This window comes from Streptomyces sp. NPDC104309, from assembly GCF_055584025.1.
Window position 1 is genome coordinate 93,221 of the sequence record NZ_JBVJMV010000023.1, and the last position, 20,719, is coordinate 113,939.

General features: G+C 71.3%; 22 protein-coding genes and 1 riboswitch. Of the genes, 12 read left to right on the forward strand and 10 right to left on the reverse strand.

The window, feature by feature from the left end:
• Positions 1-231 precede the first annotated feature (231 nt).
• The 3 genes from ACZ68L_RS29165 to ACZ68L_RS29175 all read right to left on the reverse strand — a co-directional run bounded on the left by ACZ68L_RS29165 (position 232) and on the right by ACZ68L_RS29175 (position 2,309).
• Positions 232-624, reverse strand: coding sequence for a DUF3040 domain-containing protein (locus ACZ68L_RS29165; RefSeq protein WP_469582399.1), 393 nt, complete (start codon positions 622-624; stop codon positions 232-234).
• A 296-nt stretch (positions 625-920) separates the two neighbouring features.
• Positions 921-1,679: a methyltransferase gene (locus ACZ68L_RS29170; protein WP_351078139.1), complete on the reverse strand. Its 759-nt coding sequence runs from the start codon at positions 1,677-1,679 to the stop codon at positions 921-923.
• A gap of 102 nt (positions 1,680-1,781) precedes the next feature.
• On the reverse strand, positions 1,782-2,309 hold the full coding sequence (locus tag ACZ68L_RS29175) for an SAV_6107 family HEPN domain-containing protein (protein ID WP_469582403.1): 528 nt from the start codon (positions 2,307-2,309) through the stop codon (positions 1,782-1,784).
• 168 nt (positions 2,310-2,477) lie between these two features.
• Here ACZ68L_RS29175 and ACZ68L_RS29180 point away from each other — a divergent pair, with 168 nt between their 5' ends.
• The 5 genes from ACZ68L_RS29180 (at position 2,478) to ACZ68L_RS29200 (ending at position 8,545) form a co-directional block, all read left to right on the forward strand.
• Entirely contained in the window at positions 2,478-3,266 is a 789-nt protein-coding gene (locus ACZ68L_RS29180; protein ID WP_469582406.1) for an ATP-binding cassette domain-containing protein, read from the forward strand.
• Positions 3,238-5,325 (forward strand): YhgE/Pip family protein, encoded by a 2,088-nt coding sequence (locus tag ACZ68L_RS29185; protein ID WP_469582408.1) that lies wholly within the window; start codon positions 3,238-3,240, stop codon positions 5,323-5,325. The genes ACZ68L_RS29180 and ACZ68L_RS29185 overlap by 29 nt, the downstream gene beginning before the upstream one ends.
• Positions 5,326-5,354: 29 nt before the next feature.
• A complete protein-coding gene (locus ACZ68L_RS29190; protein ID WP_376280292.1) occupies positions 5,355-5,966 on the forward strand; it encodes a TetR/AcrR family transcriptional regulator in 612 nt (203 codons plus the stop codon).
• 416 nt (positions 5,967-6,382) lie between these two features.
• Positions 6,383-7,000, forward strand: a complete 618-nt coding sequence (locus tag ACZ68L_RS29195) for a DUF4126 domain-containing protein (RefSeq protein ID WP_469582411.1) — start codon at positions 6,383-6,385, stop codon at positions 6,998-7,000.
• A 30-nt stretch (positions 7,001-7,030) separates the two neighbouring features.
• Positions 7,031-8,545: a phytoene desaturase family protein gene (locus ACZ68L_RS29200; protein ID WP_469582413.1), complete on the forward strand. Its 1,515-nt coding sequence runs from the start codon at positions 7,031-7,033 to the stop codon at positions 8,543-8,545.
• Positions 8,546-8,642: 97 nt separating this feature from the next.
• On the opposite strand, the gene ACZ68L_RS29205 is transcribed toward ACZ68L_RS29200, so the two are convergent.
• From ACZ68L_RS29205 to ACZ68L_RS29230, 6 genes are all read right to left on the reverse strand, one after another.
• Positions 8,643-9,575 (reverse strand): hypothetical protein, encoded by a 933-nt coding sequence (locus ACZ68L_RS29205; protein ID WP_469582416.1) that lies wholly within the window; start codon positions 9,573-9,575, stop codon positions 8,643-8,645.
• A gap of 50 nt (positions 9,576-9,625) precedes the next feature.
• On the reverse strand, positions 9,626-10,543 hold the full coding sequence (gene metF, locus ACZ68L_RS29210) for a methylenetetrahydrofolate reductase [NAD(P)H] (RefSeq protein ID WP_469582418.1): 918 nt from the start codon (positions 10,541-10,543) through the stop codon (positions 9,626-9,628).
• A gap of 99 nt (positions 10,544-10,642) precedes the next feature.
• Positions 10,643-11,296: a thiamine phosphate synthase gene (thiE, locus tag ACZ68L_RS29215; protein ID WP_469582421.1), complete on the reverse strand. Its 654-nt coding sequence runs from the start codon at positions 11,294-11,296 to the stop codon at positions 10,643-10,645.
• A gap of 102 nt (positions 11,297-11,398) precedes the next feature.
• Positions 11,399-11,764 (reverse strand): Rv2175c family DNA-binding protein, encoded by a 366-nt coding sequence (locus ACZ68L_RS29220; RefSeq protein WP_469582424.1) that lies wholly within the window; start codon positions 11,762-11,764, stop codon positions 11,399-11,401.
• A 71-nt stretch (positions 11,765-11,835) separates the two neighbouring features.
• Positions 11,836-13,089, reverse strand: a complete 1,254-nt coding sequence (locus tag ACZ68L_RS29225; protein ID WP_469582426.1) for an NAD(P)/FAD-dependent oxidoreductase — start codon at positions 13,087-13,089, stop codon at positions 11,836-11,838.
• A 9-nt stretch (positions 13,090-13,098) separates the two neighbouring features.
• Positions 13,099-13,461, reverse strand: a complete 363-nt coding sequence (locus ACZ68L_RS29230; RefSeq protein WP_469582429.1) for an avidin-fold protein — start codon at positions 13,459-13,461, stop codon at positions 13,099-13,101.
• A gap of 51 nt (positions 13,462-13,512) precedes the next feature.
• Positions 13,513-13,626: riboswitch (TPP riboswitch) on the forward strand.
• On the opposite strand from ACZ68L_RS29230, the gene thiO reads away from it, so the two are divergent.
• The 6 genes from thiO (at position 13,624) to ACZ68L_RS29260 (ending at position 19,246) form a co-directional block, all read left to right on the forward strand.
• On the forward strand, positions 13,624-14,805 hold the full coding sequence (gene thiO / locus ACZ68L_RS29235; RefSeq protein ID WP_469582432.1) for a glycine oxidase ThiO: 1,182 nt from the start codon (positions 13,624-13,626) through the stop codon (positions 14,803-14,805). Its footprint overlaps the riboswitch before it by 3 nt.
• Complete coding sequence (gene thiS, locus ACZ68L_RS29240) at positions 14,802-15,056, forward strand: sulfur carrier protein ThiS (RefSeq protein WP_469582434.1); 255 nt, start codon at positions 14,802-14,804, stop codon at positions 15,054-15,056. The genes thiO and thiS overlap by 4 nt, the downstream gene beginning before the upstream one ends.
• Positions 15,057-15,058: 2 nt before the next feature.
• The gene (locus ACZ68L_RS29245; RefSeq protein WP_469582440.1) at positions 15,059-15,853 is read left to right on the forward strand and encodes a thiazole synthase; all 795 of its coding nucleotides are present in this window, start codon (positions 15,059-15,061) and stop codon (positions 15,851-15,853) included.
• A 161-nt stretch (positions 15,854-16,014) separates the two neighbouring features.
• Positions 16,015-17,913 (forward strand): Stk1 family PASTA domain-containing Ser/Thr kinase, encoded by a 1,899-nt coding sequence (gene pknB, locus ACZ68L_RS29250; RefSeq protein ID WP_469582441.1) that lies wholly within the window; start codon positions 16,015-16,017, stop codon positions 17,911-17,913.
• A 6-nt stretch (positions 17,914-17,919) separates the two neighbouring features.
• A complete protein-coding gene (locus tag ACZ68L_RS29255) occupies positions 17,920-18,777 on the forward strand; it encodes a deoxyribonuclease IV (protein ID WP_469582442.1) in 858 nt (285 codons plus the stop codon).
• Between the two features lie 163 nt (positions 18,778-18,940).
• Complete coding sequence (locus ACZ68L_RS29260; RefSeq protein WP_469582445.1) at positions 18,941-19,246, forward strand: DUF4396 domain-containing protein; 306 nt, start codon at positions 18,941-18,943, stop codon at positions 19,244-19,246.
• Between the two features lie 31 nt (positions 19,247-19,277).
• On the opposite strand, the gene ACZ68L_RS29265 is transcribed toward ACZ68L_RS29260, so the two are convergent.
• The gene (locus tag ACZ68L_RS29265; RefSeq protein WP_469582447.1) at positions 19,278-19,910 is read right to left on the reverse strand and encodes a sulfite oxidase-like oxidoreductase; all 633 of its coding nucleotides are present in this window, start codon (positions 19,908-19,910) and stop codon (positions 19,278-19,280) included.
• A 155-nt stretch (positions 19,911-20,065) separates the two neighbouring features.
• Between ACZ68L_RS29265 and bfr the strand changes: the two genes are divergently transcribed.
• The gene (gene bfr / locus ACZ68L_RS29270) at positions 20,066-20,545 is read left to right on the forward strand and encodes a bacterioferritin (protein ID WP_329616800.1); all 480 of its coding nucleotides are present in this window, start codon (positions 20,066-20,068) and stop codon (positions 20,543-20,545) included.
• The last annotated feature ends 174 nt before the right edge of the window (positions 20,546-20,719 follow it).

Here is a 20,719-nt window from a genome sequence, read left to right on the forward strand (position 1 = left end):
CGTCGTCCCGCTCGCCGATCCGGCCTGATCCGAACGAGAAGTCCTGGCCCCGCGTCCCCGAGCGGTCGGGCGGCTCGGAGCTTTCTCGGCCCGGCCGGACGAGGGGGCGCCGTCGATCGCCGGGCCGGCTCGGCTCCGGGCGGAGGCCGAAGACTGACCGGGCCGCGGCGGACACATGTGAGGGGCGGTCGCGAAGACGCGACCGCCCCTCACCCAAGAGTGTCCGAGATCCTACTGCCCCTGTTCGTCACGGCGACGCTGCCACCGCTGCTCGATCCGATTCATGACGGTCCGGCGTTGCCTGGGCTGACGGCGTCCGCCGCTGCCTGCGGCTGCCTGCTGCTCGCCGGGCTTGGGGGCTTTGCGCCAACCGGTGACCGCAAGAACCGCACAGCCGAGCATGACGAGGAACCCCACCACGCTGATCCAGATCTGCTGGGCGACCATTCCGGCCATGAGGAGCGCGATACCCACCAGAAAGCCTGCGACCGCCTGGTAAACCCGTCGCCGGGTGTACGTACGCAGTCCGCTTCCCTCGAGCGCTGTCGCGAACTTGGGATCTTCGGCGTACAGCGCTCGCTCCATTTGCTCGAGCATTCGCTGCTCGTGCTCCGAGAGCGGCACGGAGTCCTCCTCGTCGTCGGCCGCGGGGGGGCGACCGGTATGCGGCCCTTCCAGGATAGGCAGGGAATCGCCCCCGTGAAACCCGCCCTCTTTGCCAATCAGCCAGTCCGGGCCGCCACGACGGCTCAGCTGCTGAGGCGTTGATTCCCCAACCTCCGATCCGTCATGCCGGATGGTGTCCCCCGATCATACGTGGCGAAGCCCCCGATCGGGGGTCCTGAGACGTACTCCATCTGCGGTTGCGTCCCTGATCAGCCACGCTACGGCCGAGCTGCCACCGGTCGGCTGCCTCGCGCTCAGGCGCGCTTCGTGCCCAGGACGTGCAACTGCGTCGCGACCGAGTGGAAGGCGGGCAGTTCGGCGGCGGCCGCCTCCAGCTTGAGCAGCGCCTCCATGGCACCGGGTTCGGTGTCCACCAGGACGCCCGGGACGAGGTCGGCGAAGACCCGCACGCCGTGGACCGCGCCGACCTCGACATCCGCCGCGGAGACCAGCTCGGTGAGCTGCTCCGCGGTGTAGCGCCGGGGCACCGGGTCCCCGTCGCCCCAGCGGCCCGCCGGGTCGCTGAGCGCCCGCCTGGCCTCGGTGAAGTGCCCGGCGAGTGCCCGTGCCAGGACGGCGCCGCCGAGCCCGGCGGCGAGCAGGCTGAGCGCACCGGACGGCCGCAGCGCCTCGACCGCGTTGCGCACGCCTTCGGCGGGGTCGTCCACGTACTCCAGGACTCCGTGGCACAGCACCGCGTCGTAGCCACCGCGTTCCACCACGTCGAACAGGCCGTGGATGTCGCCCTGGACGCCGCGGACCCGGTCGGCGACCCCGGCCTCGGCGGCACGGCGCTCCAGGGCGAAGAGCGCGTTGGGGCTGGGGTCGACGACGGTGACCCGGTGGCCGAGGCGGGCGACCGGCACCGCGAAGTTGCCGGTGCCGCCGCCGGTGTCCAGAACATCCAGGGCGTCCCTGCCGGTCGCCTTGACCTGGTGGTCGAGGGCGTCCTTCAGGACCTCCCAGACCACGGCGGTACGGAGGGAAGCGCGGGGGCGCAACTGGTCCGACACGGCAGATGACTCCTCGGCACGATGCCGCCGCTGACGGCGGAGCGTGAACAGTGCAGGTGGTGCAGGTGCTGTCCACCCTATTGCCTCGCACCGCCGTCACCGTCATCGCGCGTCGGGCCGCTCCTTCCGGGCCTTCGGGAGCACCGGCTGAAGGACCAGCAACCGCTCGACCAGACGCAGGAACATCGCCACGTCCCGCAGCAGGTCGTCGGCGTCCCGCCGGCTGGCCGCGCCCGGTATGCCGGCTTCCGCTCGGGCCCTGCGGCGGGCCCCGGAGGCGAACAGTGCGCTCCACTCGGTCAGCTCCGGAGCTATTTCCGGGAGGACCTCCCAGGCGCTGCGGATCCGCTCCCGGCGCCGCTTGGAGGTCTCGGGACGGCCCCGCGCGGCGAGCACGGCCGCGGCGATGCGCAACGCGGCGAGGTGGGCGGTGGCATACCGCTCGTTCGGCACATCGAGAACGGCGGCCTCGTCGAGGCCGGTGCGGGCCTGGGAGAGCAGGTCGAGGGCGGCCGGCGGCGCCGCGGTGCGGCGCGGAACGGGATGGACGTCGTGTGCCGGGCCGGTCAGTGAGGGGGCAGGGCCGGCTACGCGGCGCCGGGGTGCCGCTGCTGCGGACGATGGGGCCATGACGAAACCTCCTGTCTCGTGCAACGGCTCCGTAGCCGTATGTATCCATCGTGAGGGGCACCACTGACAATCGGCCTCAACCAACCTCTGACCTGCCCTTTTGCTTCGACAGCGAGTTCGGGCTACCTTTTTGAACTGACTGGTCAGTTCAAAAAGAAGGGAGAGCCTGTGGACAGCCCGCACGGGGCAGCCGTCACCACGGAGGATTTCGGGCTCAAGGGGCCGCGCGGCTGGGCCTTCCGGGGCGTGGACATCGCGGCCGGCCCCGGCTCACTGGTGGCGATCGAAGGCCCGTCCGGTTCCGGCCGCACCTGCCTGCTGCTCGCTCTCACCGGCCGGATGCGCCCCACCGAGGGCCACGCGGAGATCGGCGGGCTGCGCCTGCCCCGCAAGATGGCCGCCGTGCGCCGCCTGGCCGCGCTGGGCCAGGTGCCCGGGGTCAACGAGCTCGACCCGGCCTTCACCGTCGCCGAGCACCTGCGCGAGCGGGCCCTGCTGCAGCACCGCTTCGACGGTTCGCTGCGTGCTCTGCTGCGCCCGCGCTCCGAGCGCGTCGCCGCCGCGCGGGGACGGATCGACGCGGCCCTGGCCGCCGCCGGACTCGACACCGCCACCCTGCCCAAGGCCGAGCGGACCTCCGTACGGGATCTGGAGCGGCTGGAGGCGCTGCGGCTGTCCATCGCCCTCGCGCTGATCGGCGGGCCCCGGCTGCTCGCGGTGGACGACACCGACCTCAAGCTGTCCGACGCCGAACGCGCGGAGGCCTGGGAGCTGTTGCGGTCCATCGCCGACAACGGGACCACCGTGCTCGCGGTGTGCAGCCAGGCGCCCGAGGGCGCCATCACCGTACGTACCGACACCACGGCCGCGCCGGCGGACACGCAGGACGCCCCGGCCGGGGACACCACGACCGAGGAAGGACCGGCCGATGCGTTCGCCCAGACTGGCCGCGCTTGAGCTGAAGCGTTTCGGCAGGGGGAAGCTGCCGGTCGCCGCGCTGATCGCACTCCTGCTGCTGCCGCTGCTCTACGGCGCCCTGTACCTGTGCTCCTTCTGGGACCCCTACGGCCGCCTCGACAAGATCCCGGTCGCGCTGGTCAACAACGACAAGGGCGTCACCGCGGACGGGAAGCACGTCGCGGCCGGCGACGAGATCACCGGCAAGCTCCTCGATTCCAAGACCTTCGAGTGGCACGAGGTGAGTTCCGCCGAGGCGCACAGGGGCGTCGAGAACGGCACGTACTACCTCTCGCTCACCATGCCGTCGGACTTCAGCAAGCGGATCGCGTCGAGTTCGGGTGACTCCCCCGAGACCGGCGCGCTCCAGGTGCGGACCAACGACGCCAACAACTACATCGTCGGGCAGATCTCCCGGTCGGTGTTCTCCGAGGTGCGCACCGCCGCGTCGACCAACGCCTCGCGCGGCTTCCTCGACCGGATCTTCATCAACTTCTCCGACCTCCACGACGCCACGGCGAAGGCCGCCAAGGGGGCCGACGACCTCAAGGGCGGCATCGGCAAGGCGAAGAAGGGATCGCAGGACCTCGCCGACGGGCTGAAGAACGCCAAGGACGGCAGCAGCAACCTGGCCGGGGGCATCGTCAGGCTGAACAAGGGCGCGGGCGACCTGGAGACCGGCTCCCGGCAGGTCGCCGACGGCACCCAGCTGCTGGCCGACAAGGTCAACGGGGTGGCGGGCGACGTACGCCCGTTCCTCAAGGACAACGGCAAGTCGATCGGCGACACCGCCCGGCTGGTCGCCGATTCCGCGCAGACCGTACGGGACAACCTCGGCCTGCTGGTGGAGGCGGCGCCGACCGCGGCCACCACCGCCCGCACGGCCTCCGACGACCTCGACGAGGTCTACCGCACCAGTTGCACGGAGCAGTCGCCCGCCGACCCCTCCGTCTGCCCGCCGCTGAAGCGCGCGAAGGCCGCGGCGGCCGATGTCTCGAAGGTCGCCGACGACGTGAACGCCCTGGTCACCAGCCAGAACGGCGATCTGAAGAAGCTGCGCACCCAACTGACCACGTTGCAGCAGCAGGCCGACGGCCTGACCGAGGCGGCGCCGCATCTCGACGAGGACCTGAAGTCCGCCGTGGAGAAGGTCAACGCGCTCAACACCGGCGCCCACAAGGTCGCCAAGGGTGCGAACGAACTGCACACCGGCCTGGCCACGGCCAGGACGGGCTCCGCCGACCTGGACACCGGCGTGAGCAACCTCAAGAAGGGCGCGAACGACCTGGACAGCGGGCTGATCCGGCTCGGCGACGGTTCGACGAGCCTCGCCCAGGGGCTCAACGACGGCGTCGGCAAGATCCCCGACTACGACAAGAAGGACCGTGACGCGCGTACCGAAGTCATGGCCGACCCTGTGCAGCTGGCCTCCAAGTCGCTGCACGCGGCGCCCAACTACGGCACCGGCTTCGCCCCTTACTTCATTCCGCTCTCCCTCTGGGTCGGCGCGATGGTCGCGTACATGCTCATCCAGCCGCTCAACCGGCGGGCGCTCGCCGCCGGGGCCTCCGCCTGGCGGATCGCCTTCGCGGGCTGGCTGCCGGTGGCCGCGCTCGGTCTGCTCCAGGTGGCCGCTCTGATGTCCGTACTGCACTGGGGACTCGGGCTGCAGATGACCAGGGCCGCCGGGACGATCGGCTTCCTGGCACTCGTCACCTGCTGCTTCGCAGCGATCGTGCAGTGGCTCAACGCCCGGTTCGGGGCCGCGGGGCGCATCCTCGTGCTCGCGGTGCTGATGCTCCAGCTGACCTCGGCCGGGGGCACGTATCCCGTCCAGACCAGCCCCGGGTTCTTCAACGCGATCCACCCCTATCTGCCGATGAGTTACGTCGTCGACGGGCTGCGCCGGCTGATCACGGGCGGCGGTCTCGGACCGGTCTGGCAGGGCTGTGCGGTGCTGCTGGCCTTCACGGCGGGGGCGCTGGCCCTCACCGCGGTCTCCGCGCGCCGCAAGCAGGTGTGGACCCTGGACCGGCTTCACCCGGAGCTGAGCCTGTGAGCGCGCCCGGACCTGTGAGAATCGGGGGCATGGAAAGCAGTAGCACCACGCGCCGCCAGGCCACCCGGCAGAGGCTCTACGAGGCGGCCGTCACTCTCATCGCCGAAAAGGGATTCTCGGCGACCACGGTGGACGAGATCGCCGAGCGCGCCGGGGTCGCCAAGGGCACGGTCTACTACAACTTCAAGAGCAAGACCGAGCTGTTCGAGGAGCTGCTGCGCCACGGCGTCGGGCTGCTCACGGCATCGCTGCGCTCCGCGGCCGAGGGGACCGGGGCGCGCGGCGGCACCCGGGTCGAGGCCCTGGACGCGATGATCAGAGCCGGTCTGGCCTTCATCGACCGCTATCCGTCCTTCACCCAGCTCTACGTCGCGGAGCTGTGGCGCACCAACCGGGCCTGGCAGTCGACCCTCCTGGTGGTGCGTCAGGAGGCCGTCGCCGTGGTCGAAGGGGTGCTGCGCGAAGGCGTGGACAACGGTGAGCTCAGCGAGGAGATCGACATTCCGCTGACGGCCGCGGCCCTGGTCGGGATGGTGCTCGTGGCGGCTCTGGACTGGCAGGCGTTCCAGCCGGAGCGGTCGATCGACGATGTGCACTCGGCGCTGTCGCTGCTGCTGCACGGGCGGGTCAGCGGGCGCTGACCCACGGTGCGGGGCCGGCCGACCGTGCGCCGGACCGTCCCCACGGCCCGGCCGTCCCCGCGACGACCTGGCGCACCGACGCACGAAGGCGCCGGTCCGGCGAGGCTCGATCCCCCCGAGCCTGCGCCGGACCGGCGCCTTCCGTGCTGCCGGAGGGCCTTCCCCCGTGCCCCGTTCTCCCCCGTGGTCCCCGGGCCCTCCGTCGTGCTCCCCCGTTCCGGAAGGGGTACCGCGCCCGTTCCGCCGCCCCGTGCCGGCGGTGCCGGGCCGCGCCCCTCCCCGTGTTCTCCACTCTCCCGTCAACGCAGGCGGGAGCCCATCCGCGCACCTACTCATCTCATCGCCTAGGTACGGATACTCAGGGCTGCGCACCGAACCCCACCCCGGCCCGCGCGCCCTCTCGTTACGATCGCCCCGTGTCCGTACTCCCTCTGGTGTTCACAAGCGGCTGGGCGAGCGGGATCAACGCCTACGCGGTGGTCCTGTTGCTCGGTGTCTTCGGCGCGACCGGCCTCTCCGACGAGGTGCCCGCGTCGCTGCAGCGCACCGATGTCCTCGTGGTGGCCGGTGTCCTCTTCCTCTGCGAGGTGGTGGCGGACAAGATCCCGTACGTGGACTCGGTCTGGGACTCGGTGCACACCGTCGTCAGGCCGGTCGCCGGTGCCGTCGTGGCAGCCCTGCTGGCCGGGGAGAGCGGGTCGCTGCCGGAGCTCGCGGCCGGTGCCATCGGCGGTTCCACCGCACTGGCGAGCCATCTGGTGAAGGCGGGCACCAGGATGGCGGTCAACAGTTCCCCCGAGCCGTTCAGCAACATCGCGGTGAGCACGGCCGAGGACCTGGGCGTCGCGGGGATCGTCACCTTCGCGATATTCCATCCGCTGGTGGCCGCCGTCATCGCCGGGACGCTGCTGCTGCTCGGCATCGTGACACTGCTCTTCCTGGCGTCCCGGATCCGCCGGTTCCTGCGCCGCAGGGGCCGGCGCCGCGAGGAGAAACGCCTGGCCGGGGCAGGTTCGCACTGGCCGCCGGAGTGAGTGTCACAGGCGGCCGTTAAGGTCACTGACATGGCACGTATTGCGGTGATCGGCGCCGGGATGGGCGCGATGGCGGCGGCTGCCCGGCTCGCCGTGGCAGGCCATCGGGTGACGGTGTACGAGCGGTCGGAGACCTTCGGCGGCTCCGTCGGCCGGTATGCCCATGAGGGCTTCGCCTTCGACACCGGTCCCACGCTGCTGCATCTGCCCGCGGTCTACCGCGACTTGTTCGTGAAGACAGGCAAGGAGCCGCTGGAGCGATGCGTCACCATGACGCAGGTCGATCCGGCGAGCCGCCACGTCTTCGCGGACGGCACGGCGGTCTCCCTGCCGAATGCCTCACGGGCCGGAGTGGTCGCCGCCCTGGACGCCGCGCTCGGGAGCGGCGCGGGCACGGCCTGGGGCGAGTTCCTCGACCGGGCGCGGGATGCCTGGGACCGGTCGAGGCGTCCTCTGCTCGAAGAGCCCTTGCGCGCCGACTGGCAGGTGCTCGGACGTGATCCCTATCCGGCGCTCCGGCAGCGCAGGCTGCTGCGCCCGGCCCGGCAGGCGGACACGCTGACGGAGATCGGCGCGTGGGAACTCTCGGACCCCCGGCTCGCGGCCCTCCTCGACGGATATGCCCTGTCGTACGGCTTGGACCCGCTGCGCGCACCGGCGGCGGCAGCCCTGCTGCCGTACATGGAGGAGACCTTCGGCAGCTGGTACGTCTCCGGCGGGATCCGGGCCCTGGCGCAGGCGGTGTACGAGCGGTGTCTGGCCCGGAAGGTGGAGTTCGCCTTCGGCGGCGAGGTGGCCCGGGTCGTCGAGAAGGACGGCCGGGCGGCGGGTGTCGAGCTGACGGACGGAACGGTGGCCGAGGCCGCCCATGTGGTGCTGGGGGCCCGTCCGCATCCGGGCCTGGTGCCCGGTCAGGAGCTGTGGCGCGACGGCGACGTGGCGGTGCAGCCGCGGGGGCAGGGCGTGCTGCCGGGCCGGTTCCTGGTCCTGCTGTCGCTGCGTGGCGCCCGGCCCGCGGATGCCGTGCACCGGACGCTGGTGCACCCGGCCGACGGCGGGGCGGAGCGCGAGGCGGTGTTCGGCGGCAGGCTCGCAGGCCGTCCCACGGTGACGGTGCTGCGTCCGGACGACCCGTCGACCCGCCCCGACGACGCGCACGAGGCGGTGACACTGATGGCGACGGTCGCTCCGCACGGGGCGGTGGACTGGACGGACGCGGCGTTGCGCGAGCGGTGTGCCGACGCGCTGATCGAGGCGGCGGGCGCGGTCGTGCCCGGCATACGGGACCGGCTGCTCCACGCCGAGGTGCGGACCCCGGCCGAGACCGCGGCGGAGACCGGCGCCGAGGGCGGCTCGGTGCCCGCGCCCACGCTGGCCGGGGCGGAGGGCGGGTATCTGCATCCGGGCAATCGCACCCGGCTGCCGGGGCTCTACGCCGCGGGGGGCTGGTCGCACCCGGGCGGCGGGCTCGCCCACGCGGGAATGTCGGGGGCGCTGGTCGCCGGGCTGATCGTGGAGGGAGACGGATTCCGGGGCTCCCAATGAGGCGGGAGAGGCCGGCTCGCGGCGCGCCGGGGATTCCGGGTGCCTCCGGTCGCCGTCCCGCCCCCGGTCTCCCCCGCAGACCCTGGCCGGGCCGTCGTCAGTAGCGGTGCTGCTGTTCGTCGTAGCCGTTGCCGTCGGCGTAGCCGTTCGGGTGCGGGGCAGGCTGCTGCGGGGGCGCGGCCGGGTACTGCTCGCCCTCGCGCTGTTGCGGCACCCAGACCCCGCCGGGCGGGGTCTCGGCGGCGTACTCCTGGGCGTACGGGTCGGCGGCGTGCTGCTGCTGGGCCCCGTAGCCGTCGAAGCCGTTGCCGTGGCTGTCGTACGAGGTGTACTGCGTGGAGCCACCGGCGCCGGTCCCGATGTACGGATCGGAATACGCGGCGTACTGCTGCCGGTCGGTGCCGTAGTCGTGCTGGCCGGCCAGGGGGTCCTGTCCGCCGAAGGCGTCGTGACCGGCGTACGGGTCCTGGCCGTGCGCCGCGTAAGCGGCGTGGTCGGCGTAGGGCTCATAGGCGGCGTACTGCGGCTGCTGCTCGGGCTGCGCACTCTGCTGCGACTGCTGCGACTGGCGTTGATCGCCGTAGACGCCGTACTGCCCGGTGTCGTCCGGCAGCGGTTCCGGCTCGTAGACCGTGGCCGCCGGTGTCGCAGCCGCCTCGGCACCCGTCCGCTGCGGGAACTGCCCGTCGTACTCCATTTCCAGGTCCGACACCTCAAGGGTGGGCTCCCGGCGCGCCCGCCCGCCGCCACCCCGGCGGCGGCGGCTCGCGCCGGGGCTGCCCCCTATCGCCCAGCCGGTGGAGAAGCCCCGCCGGAAGGACAACGTGACGTAGGTCTGACCGGTCGCGAACGCGATCGTGCCGAGGGCGATGACGAACACGGACGGTATCAGCACGCCGACGACGACACAGCCGAAGCCCGCGAAGGCGAGCAGACGCCAGCGCAGGCGCGCCTTGTACTGCAGGAGCACCTCGCCGAGCAGCCACAGCGCGACTATTCCGAACGCGATGTAGAGGACCGTCCAGCCCATGCCCGCCCCCTCCTACGGCCACCGCCCCGGGTCGTGGCGGGTACGGCCGGTCACGACTGCTTGTGCAGTCCGAGATTCTCGTAGATTTCGAGCGTCGCCGTCGAGTTGTTGAGCGTGATGAAGTGCAGTCCGGGCACACCCTCGGAGCGCAGCCTCGCGCAGAACCGCGTTGCGAAGTCGATGCCAATGGAGCGTACAGCGGCGGGATCGTCCTTGGCGGCGAGGATGCGTTCTTTCAGAGAGGAAGGGAAAGACGCGTTGCTGAGCTGCGCGAACCGGTCCAGTTGCTTGACGCTGGTCAGCGGCATGACCTCGGGGATGATCGGGGTTTCGCAACCCGCCGCGACCACGCGGTCACGCATCCGCAAATAGTCCTCCGGATTGAAGAACATCTGAGTGATGGCATAGTCGGCACCGGCGCGGCACTTGTCCACGAAATGCCGGATGTCGGTGTCCCAGTCGGTCGAGCGGGGATGCATCTCGGGAAATGCCGCGACGCCGACACAGAAATCGCCGGATTCCTTGATGAGCCGGACGAGATCGGCCGCGTACCGCACACCCTGCGGGTGATCGATCCACGCACCCATCGGGTCGCCGGGCGGGTCTCCGCGCACGGCGAGGATGTTCCGGATTCCGGCGTCGGCGTACTGCCCGATCATGTTGCGCAGCTCGGCGACGGAGTGGTCGACCGCCGTGAGGTGCGCGACCGGAGTGAGGGTGGAGTCGGCGGCGATCTGCTGGGTGGCCTTGACCGTCCCGGCCCGGGTGGAGCCGCCGGCCCCGTAGGTCACGGAGACGAAGCTCGGCCCCACCGCCTCCACGCGGCGGAGCGCGTTCCAGAGATTCCGCTCGCCCTTCTCGGTCTTCGGCGCCCAGAACTCGAACGAATACGAGGTCTTGCCGGTCGCAAGGAGCTCACGCACCGTACGCGCGTGATCCGTCCTGGTGGAAGATGTGCCAAGGGCCATATGGGCAGGTTAACCAGAGCGCGACGACCGCAGGACCAGACCAGCGTTAATTGTCCGAATTGACAGGTTGTTTGTCCACCCCTCGGACATCTGGCCGGATCACGCTCCGGTGCGTGCCCGGATTCGCTCGGCGAGCTCGGCGGTGGCGGCGGCGGGGTCGGCGGCCTCCGTGATCGCCCGTACGACGACCACCCGGCGGGCTCCGGCGTCCAGCACCTCGTCGAGGTTGCCCGCGTCGATCCCGCCGATGGCGAACCACGGGCGCCGCGTGCCGAGCGAGGCGGCGTGGCGCACCAGGTCCAGCCCCGGGGCGGGCCGGCCGGGCTTGGTCGGGGTGGGCCAGCAGGGGCCTGTGCAGAAGTAGTCCACACCGGGCTCGGCGACGGCCGCGTCGACCTCGGACTCCGCGTGGGTGGAGCGGCCGATCACCACCTTCTCGCCGGTGATGGCGCGGGCGGCGGGCACCGGCAGGTCGCCCTGGCCGAGATGCAGCACGTCGGAGCCGATGGCGTGGGCGACATCGGCCCGGTCGTTCACCGCGAGGAGCTTGCCGTGGCGCCTGCAGGCTTCGGCGAGGACAGCCAGGTGTTCGAGCTCCTCGGCCGCTTCCATGCCCTTGTCGCGCAGCTGGACGATGTCCACCCCGCTGGAGAGGACGGCGTCCAGGAAGGCGGGGAGGTCACCCTGCCGCTTGCGGGCGTCCGTGCACAGATACAGCCGGGCGTCGGACAGCAGCGCGCGAGGCGTGGACATGGTGCGGTTCCCCCTGGAGAGCGTGGTGGAGCGGTGGTCGGGACGGTGCGGGGTGCGGGCCGCGCGATACCGCGGGGCCCGCACCTCACCTACGGCCGGCGGTCAGACGGCGAGCGCCTGGGCGCGACGCTTCACCTCCGTGCCGCGATTCTCGCTCAGCGCCTGGGCAGGGGTGCCGGGCAGGGTCGGGTCGGGGGTGAAGAGCCATTCCAGCATCTCTTCGTCGGTGAAGCCGTCGTCCCGCAGCAGCGTCAGGGTCCCGGAGAGGCCCTTGACGACCTTGTCGCCCGCGATAAAGGCGGCAGGCACCTGCAGCGCCCGGTTCTCACCACGTCGTACGGCGATGAGCTGGCCCTCCTTGACCAGCTGCCGCACGCGCGTCACCTCGACATCGAGCATTTCCGCGATGTCGGGGAGGTAGAGCCAGGCAGGGACGAGAGCATCGATCTTTGCGTCAATCTCGGTCACGGGGACAAGCGTGCCATCCCGGACCGACAGTCGGTAGCCGGGCCGACCGTACGGGGGTGCCGGGTACGCCGTCAGGGGGTCGCCGACTTCAGCGGTACGGAGGGGTCCGCGACCCGTGCCGGATCGAGCCGCGCCCCCGCCTCGATGAGTCTGCGCCCCTGCGCCAGATCGCGGGGACGGCCGACGGCGAGGACCGCGACCAGGACGCCGTCGCGCAGCCAGCACACCGACCAGGCGGGGTCCGTCGGATCGCCGCGCCACAGCAGGGTGTCGGCCGCCGCGTAGTGGCCCGCGTACTGCACGAACCGGCCGAACTGCTCGGACCAGAAGTACGGCACGGGGTCGTACGTCCGCGGCGGCGGACCGTCCTCGGCCCCTGCCGCGATGATGTTGGCGGCGGCGGTGCGCGGGCCCTGGAGGGCGTTGTCCCAGTGGTGGACGAGAAGGCGTTCGCCGTATCGGGCGGAGGGGAACGAGGCGCAGTCGCCGACCGCGTACACATCGGGCAGCGAGGTGCGCAGCGCGTCGTCGGCGGTCACCGATCCGTCGGGGCCGAGCGCGATGCCGGAGCCGGAGAGCCAGCCGGTGGCGGGCCGTGCGCCGATGCCGACGACGACCGCTCCGGCCGGGATAGCGCGACCGTCCGCGAGGATCACACGGCCGGGTTCGATGCGCTCGACCCGGGCCCCGGTGAGGAGTTCGGCGCCGCTCTCGGCGTACCAGGCCGCCATCGGGGCGGCGACCTCGGCGGGCATCGCGCCGGCGAGCGGCCGGTCGGCGGCCTCGACGACGGTGACCGCGCAGCCCGCGGCGCGGGCCGCGGTGGCGAACTCCGCGCCGATCCAGCCCGCGCCGACGACCACGACGCCGTGCCGCTCGTCGAGGACGGGCCGCAGTCGTGCCGCGTCGTCGAGGGTGCGCAGCAGATGGACCCCGGGAACGCCTTCGGCACCGGGCAGGACGATCGGTTCGGCGCCGGTCGCGACCACCAGGACGTCGTAGGGAACGGGTCCTGACGGCGTGCCCAGCTCGTGCGCCGCGGGCCGTACACCGGTGACTTCGCACCCCAGCCACAGATCGATGTCCAGTGCCTCGAAGTCGACGTCGAAGGCGGAGCCCTCGGCCTCGCCCAGCAGTACCGCCTTGGACAGCGGGGGCCGGTCGTAGGGCTGGTGCGGCTCGGCGCCGATCAGGGTGACGGGGCCGGTGAAGCCCTGCTCCCGCAGGGCCACCGCCGTCTGTACTCCGGCCATGCCCGCGCCGACGATGACGACACGTCGCCCCGCCTGCCGGTCCGGCCGCTCCGACTGCTGCTGTTCGCTCACCCGTACACCTTACGCATCTGACGCATCGTCAGGAAAGGAGAGCTCCTCCACCGTGCTCGTACCGCTGCCGTCCTGCGACTCCCATTCCCACCGCTCGTCCAGCCGGACCCTGCCGTCCGCGAGGTCGACGACGGTGGAGACACAGTGGCCGGAGGATGTCGTTCCGTCGTGCTTCAGCTGGACGTAGCGGAAGTCGAGGGCGTCGCCCGCGCGGGTGCCGACGAGATGGCCGCGGACCACGTCGCCGCCCGCGTACTCGGCCCAGATCCGGCCGTTCTCCTCGTGGTACGTGAAGCGGGTACGGGTGCCGACCTGGCCAGGGGCCTGGTCGGCGACCGGCGAGAGGACGAGTCCGTCGAGCGAACGGGCCACGATGGCTGCTCCCTTACTGGGTCCGGCGGGCGGGGTTTAGGGTGGCCAACGTAAAACACTCGCGGGAGCCCGGACGCACCGGGCTGAGAGGGAGGCTGGGGCGGCCTCCGACCGTACGAACCTGATCCGGGTCATGCCGGCGAAGGGAGGGGCTGGACGCCCATGCGTTCTTCTCGGAACGGAAACGGATCCGACGTCCTCGTCATCGGGGGCGGGATCATCGGTCTGGTGACCGCCTGGCGGGCCGCGCAACGCGGACTGCGCACCGCGGTCGTCGACCCCGAACCGGGCGGCGGGGCCGCCCGGGTGGCGGCCGGCATGCTGGCCGCCGTCACCGAACTCCACTACGGCGAACAGATGCTGCTGGGCCTCAATGTCGCCTCGGCCGCCCGCTATCCGGACTTCGCGGCCGAACTGGAGGCGGCGAGCGGGCGGGAGACCGGCTTCCGCGCCTGCGGCACGCTGGCCGTCGCGCTGGACTCCGACGACCGCGCCCATCTGCGGGAACTGCACGCCCTGCAGCAGCGTTCCGGCCTGGAGTCGGAGTGGCTCACCGGCCGCGAATGCCGCCGCCTGGAGCCGATGCTCGCGCCGGGCGTCCGCGGCGGTCTGCGGGTCGACGGCGACCACCAGATCGATCCCCGCCGACTGGCCACCGCGCTGCTGGCCGCCTGCGAGCGGGCCGGGGTGGTCTTCCACCGCGGATGGGTGGAGCGCCTGACGGTGGTACGCGACCGGGCCACCGGAACCGTCCTCGCGGGGGGCACGGAACTCACCGCCGACCAGGTCGTGCTCGCCGCGGGCAGCCTGAGCGGCCGGCTCCCGGGACTGCCGGACGAGGTCGTGCCGCCGGTCCGTCCGGTGAAGGGACAGGTGCTGCGGCTGACGGTGCCCGCCGCGTACGCGCCCTTCCTCACCCGGACGGTCCGGGCCGTGGTCCGGGGCAGCCATGTCTATCTCGTACCACGCGAGAACGGCGAACTGGTCGTCGGCGCCACCAGCGAGGAGATGGGCTGGGACACCACCGTCACCGCCGGCGGCGTCTACGAGCTGCTGCGGGACGCCCACGAACTGGTGCCCGGCATCACCGAACTGCCGCTCACCGAGACCTGGGCCGGTCTGCGCCCCGCCTCCCCCGACAACGCCCCGCTGCTCGGCCCCACCGCCCTGCCCGGCCTCCACCTCGCCACCGGCCACCACCGCAACGGGGTGTTGCTCACCCCCGTCACCGGTGACGTCATGGCGGAGCTCCTCACCAGTGGCGAGGTGCCCGAGGTGGCCCGCCCCTTCACCCCGTTCCGTTTCTCACCCGCCGCCCCCGTACGTCAGGAGCAGCCCGCATGACCGAGCCCGCGCCCCTGTCCGAGCCGGCTTCCACTCCCGAGCCCGCGCCCCTGTCCGTGTCCGTGAACGGCGAGGTCCGCCTCCTCGCCGCGGGCACCACCCTGGACACCCTCGTAGCCACCCTGACCGCCGCGCACTCCGGCGTCGCGGCCGCCGTCAACGAGACCGTCGTCCCGCGCGGCCAGTGGTCCACCGCTGTGCTCGGCGACGGTGACCGCGTCGAGGTCCTGACCGCGGTCCAGGGAGGCTGACCATGTCCGACGACCTCTTCACCCTCGGCGACACCGCCTTCGGCTCCCGGCTGATCATGGGGACGGGCGGGGCACCCAGCCTCGACGTGCTCGAACGCTCACTGACCGCCTCCGGTACCGAACTGACCACCGTCGCGATGCGCCGCCTCGACCCGACCGTGCAGGGCTCGGTGCTCTCCGTGCTCCGGCGGCTCTCCATTCGCGTGCTGCCGAACACGGCGGGCTGCTTCACCGCGGGCGAGGCCGTGCTGACCGCCCGGCTGGCCCGCGAGGCGCTCGGCACCGACTGGATCAAGCTGGAGGTGGTGGCCGACGAGCGGACCCTGTTGCCCGACCCGATCGAGCTGCTGGACGCCGCGGAGACCCTGGTGGACGACGGCTTCACCGTGCTGCCCTACACCAACGACGATCCGGTGCTGGCCCGCAGGCTCCAGGACGTGGGGTGCGCGGCGATCATGCCGCTCGGCTCCCCCATCGGCTCCGGCCTCGGCATCCGCAACCCGCACAACTTCCAGCTCATCGTCGAGCAGGCCCGGGTGCCGGTGATCCTCGACGCGGGCGCCGGAACGGCGTCGGACGCGGCGCTCGCGATGGAGCTGGGGTGCGCGGCGGTGATGCTGGCGTCCGCGGTGACCCGGGCCCAGGAGCCCGAGCTGATGGCCGCGGCGATGCGGCACGCGGTGGCGGGCGGGAGGCTGGCGTACCGCGCGGGCCGGATCCCGCGCCGGCACTTCGCCGAGGCTTCCTCCCCGGTGGAAGGGCGCGCGGTGCTGGACCCGGAACGTCCGGCGTTCTGACCCGCCGGCCCCGCCGGGACCGACCGTGCCCCGGCGGGGCGCCACCGTGGACCCGCCGGGACGCCTGGGGCGCATGTCCCTGTCACGGCTCGGCTGCAGTACTGCCCCGGGTGTGCCCCGGCGCGTGAGCCGTGTCCGTGGCTGCTCGTAGACTCGCATGCGTGGATACGACCCTCCAGGACCCTCTTGTCGGGCAGGTGCTCGACGGCCGTTACCGCGTCGATGCCCGCATCGCCGTGGGCGGCATGGCCACGGTCTACCGGGCCGTGGACACCCGGCTCGACCGGGTGCTCGCCCTCAAGGTGATGCACCCGGCGCTCGCCACCGACGCCTCGTTCGTCGAGCGCTTCATCCGCGAGGCCAAGTCCGTGGCCCGGCTGGCGCACCCCAATGTGGTCGCGGTCTTCGACCAGGGCGCCCAGGGACAGTACGTCTACCTCGCGATGGAGTACGTCGCGGGCTGCACCCTGCGCGACGTACTGCGTGATCGTGGCGCCCTGCAGCCGAGGGCCGCACTGGACATCCTGGAACCGGTGCTCGCCGCCCTCGGCGCCGCACACCGGGCGGGCTTCGTGCACCGCGACATGAAGCCGGAGAACGTCCTCATAGGGGACGACGGCCGGGTCAAGGTCGCCGACTTCGGGCTCGTGCGGGCGGTGGGCACCGTCACCAACACCACCGGGTCCGTCCTGGGCACCGTCTCCTATCTCGCCCCCGAGCAGATAGAACACGGCACGGCGGACACGCGCACGGATGTGTACGCCTGCGGTGTCGTCCTGTACGAAATGCTGACCGGGTCCAAGCCGCACGCCGGTGACACCCCCGCCCAGGTCATCTACCAGCACCTCAACGCGGACGTCCCGGCCCCGTCGGCCGCCGTCGCGGGTCTCCCCGTCGAGCTCGACGACCTGGTGGCGAGCGCCACCGCCCGCAACCCCGAGGTCCGCCCGTTCGACGCGGTGGCGCTGCTCGCCGAGACCCGGGAGGCCCGCGCCGGACTCACCGACGCGCAACTCGACGCCGTACCGCCGCAGGCCCTCGCCGAGGCGCACGACGCCGCCGAGGACCGCACGAGCGTGATCCCCCGGCTGCTCCCGGCCGACCAGGGCGTCGCCCACCACACCAGCCGGCTGGAAATGCCCCCGCCGATACCGCCGGAGGGCCGACGCGGTCCGCGGCGCTCCGTCATAGCCGTGGTCGTCGCCGTGCTGCTGGCGCTGGGGATCGGCACCGGTGTCTGGTACATCAACTCCGGACAGTTCACCCGGGTCCCCTCGCTGCTCGGGCAGACCGAGAAGGCCGCCCAGAAGCGGCTCTCGGACGCGGGCCTGGAGCTCAAGGGCGTCAAGCGGGACTACAGCGACACCGTGGCGCGCGGCGAGGTCATCAGCAGCGATCCCGCTTCCGGCGCCCGCATCCGGGGGAACGACGCGGTGACGCTCGTCGTCTCGCGCGGCCCGGAGATCGTGAAGGTGCCCGATGTCCAGGGTCTCGCGCCGGCCGACGCCAAACGCGCGCTAGAGAAGGCCGGCCTGGTGCCCGGCATGGTCACCAAGGAATTCAGCGAGGACACGGACCGGGGCGAAGTGATCCGTACGGATCCCGAGGCGGGCACCGAGCGCCACCCGGACTCCGCGGTCGCCCTGGTGGTCAGCAAGGGCGCTCCGGTCGATGTCCCCGATGTCACCGGGCTGTCCGTCGAGGACGCCACCGCCGCGCTGGACAAGGAGGGGCTGAAGGCCGAGGTGCTGCCCGACCGGGTCAATTCCCCCGAGGTCGCGGGCGACATCGCGCATCAGTCACCGGCCGAGGGCAGCCGGGCCGCCGAGGGCGACACCATCACTCTCACGGTCTCCAAGGGACCGCGGATGATCGACGTCCCGGACGTCACCGGCAAGAATCTCGACGACGCCAGGAGCGAGCTGGAGGACGCGGGCTTCGAAGTCAAGGTCGACCGCCCGTTCCTCTCCTTCAGCGACACGATCGCGAGCCAGTCCGTCGCCGGTGGCCGGCAGGCCCCCGAGGGCAGCACCATCACCATCAAGACCAAGGGACTCTAGATCCACATGCGCAACCCCGTCGGCGGCCATGTTCCCGTGGCCGGCGGCCTCGCCAAGGTCGGCCTCCCCTACGCCCGCGAGATGGGGGCGGAGGCCGTCCAGGTCTTCGTCGCCAACCCGCGCGGCTGGGCGACGCCCGCCGGAAATCCGGCCCAGGACGAACAGTTCCGCGCGGAGTGCGCCGCCGGTTCCATGCCGGCGTACGTCCACGCCCCGTATCTGATCAACTTCGGTTCGCACACCGAGGCCACCGTCGAGAAGTCCGTGGAATCACTGCGTCACTCGCTGCGCCGGGCTCGTGAGATAGGCGCCCTGGGCGTCGTGGTGCACACCGGATCGGCGACCGGCGGCCGGCCGCGCGCGCAGGCCCTCGCACAGGTACGCACGCACCTGAGGCCGCTCCTGGACGAGCTGACGCACGACGACGACCCGTACCTCCTGCTGGAGTCGACCGCCGGACAGGGGTTCTCGCTCTGCTCGCGGACCTGGGACTTCGGCCCGTACTTCGACGCGCTCGATGCCCACCCCCGGCTCGGCGTCTGTCTCGACACCTGCCACATATACGCGGCGGGCCATGATCTGGCGGGCCCCGCAGGCATGCGGCAGACCCTGGACCTGCTGGTGGAGACGGTCGGCGAGGGCCGGCTGAAACTGATCCACGCCAATGACTCCAAGGACCTGGTGGGCGCCCACAAGGACCGGCACGAGAACATCGGCGCCGGGCACATCGGTGAGGAACCGTTCCGGGAGCTGTTCTCGCATCCGGCGACCGCCGGCGTACCGCTGATCATCGAGACGCCGGGCGGCAAGGAGGGCCATGCGGCGGATGTGGCCCGGCTGAAGGGGCTGCGCGACCGCGACTGAGTTCCTGAGCCGCCGTCCTGTTCTCAGCGAGGAATACCCCATGAGGGTATACGGTTCTCGCCGTCAGCAGGATCCGTTACTCGGCATCGGGGGATCGCCATGCAACACGAGACGCCACACGCGAACCAGAGCCCGCACGAGCGGCACAGCGAGCGCGTGACCCATGCAAGCCGCGCAGGTCACGTCGACCACCCGAGCCACGTTGCCGACATCGACCCCACAGGCCACACCAGCCGCCCTCCGGGTCGCCCTCGCCGCCGACACCCTCTCCATCGCGGTGATGGAGCTGATCGACAACGGCGTGATCGCGCTGTGGCCGGGCGCCATGGATGCGACCCTCGCCGACGCGCTGTTCTGGGGGGCGCTCGCGCTCTCGCTCGGCCTCGCCTTCGTCGTCACCACACCGGTCAACAAGTGGATGATCGGCCGGGGCAAGGGCCACGCGGTGGTGCACCAGTACCACCACTGAGGACGACCGGACGCGACCGGCAGCCGTCAGGTCAGAGCTCGGGGCCGTCCCCGGGCTCCTCCTGGTACGAGTAACGCTGCTCGCGCCACGGGTCGCCGATGTTGTGGTAGCCGCGCTCCTCCCAGAAGCCCCGGCGGTCGGCGGTCATGTACTCGATGCCACGGACCCACTTGGGTCCCTTCCAGGCATAGAGGTGCGGCACCACGAGCCGGAGCGGAAAGCCATGCTCGGCGGTGAGCAGCTCACCACCCTTGTGGGTGGCGAAAAGCGTTCGGTCCGAGGCGAAGTCGGAGAGCCGCAGATTCGAGCTGAACCCGTATTCGGCCCAGACCATCACATGGGTGACGTTCGGCGCGGGGGGCGCGAGTTCCAGGATCGTACGGGCGAGAACCCCGCCCCATTCGGCGCCGAGCATGCTGAATTTGGTGACGCAGTGCAGATCGGCGACGACCGAGGCGAACGGCAGCTCCGAGAACTCCTGATGGTTCCAGCAGCGCTTCTCGCCGTCCACCGTGGCACCGAAGACCCGGAACTCCCAGCGGTCGGGCTTGAACTTGGGAACCGGCCCGTAGTGGGTAACCGGCCAACCACGCTGGAGTCGCTGTCCCGGCGGAAGCTCGGACTGCTCTGACGCGCGGTTTTCCCGGCTTTCCGGCTGACCCATGCCTCCATGGTGACAGACAGGCAGGGGTGGTCCCGACCAGGACAGGGGGCAATTCGGGCAACTCATACTAAGCATGCACTTACTGGACGATCGCCGGGTGCGATGCGAGGATGCGGCCAACTTGCCCCGTTCACCGGTTGGAAGGAGCCTCTGCGATGCAGGGCGACCCCGAGGTCCTTGAGTTCCTGAACGAGCAGCTGACCGCCGAATTGACTGCCATCAACCAGTACTTCCTGCATGCAAAGATGCAGGACAACTTCGGCTGGACAAAGCTCGCGAAGTACACCCGCTCCGAGTCGTTCGACGAGATGAAGCACGCCGAGATCCTCACGGACCGCATCCTCTTCCTCGATGGACTGCCCAACTACCAGCGGCTTTTCCATGTACGAGTGGGGCAGACCGTCACCGAGATGTTCCAGGCCGACCGCCAGGTCGAGGTAGAGGCGATCGACCGCCTCAAGCGCGGGATCGACCTGATGCGTGGCAAGGGCGACATCACGTCCGCAAACATCTTTGAATCGATCCTGGAGGACGAGGAGCACCACATCGACTACCTCGACACCCAGCTGGAACTGGTCGAGAAGCTCGGCGAGCCGCTCTACATCGCGCAGCAGATCGAGCAGCCGGACAGCTGAAGGCTGTCCCGTAATCCGTGGTGGATCAGCGCGCGGCGTCAGATGCGGTGCATCGCAAGGCGGAGGGACGTCCGCGTACTGGATGTATGCGGGCGTTCCGACAACGCGGCGAGGTGCCGTAGCTGTAGCTGTCGTCGCGCGCCCGCCAGGGATGACGGGACAGCCCTCAGTGCC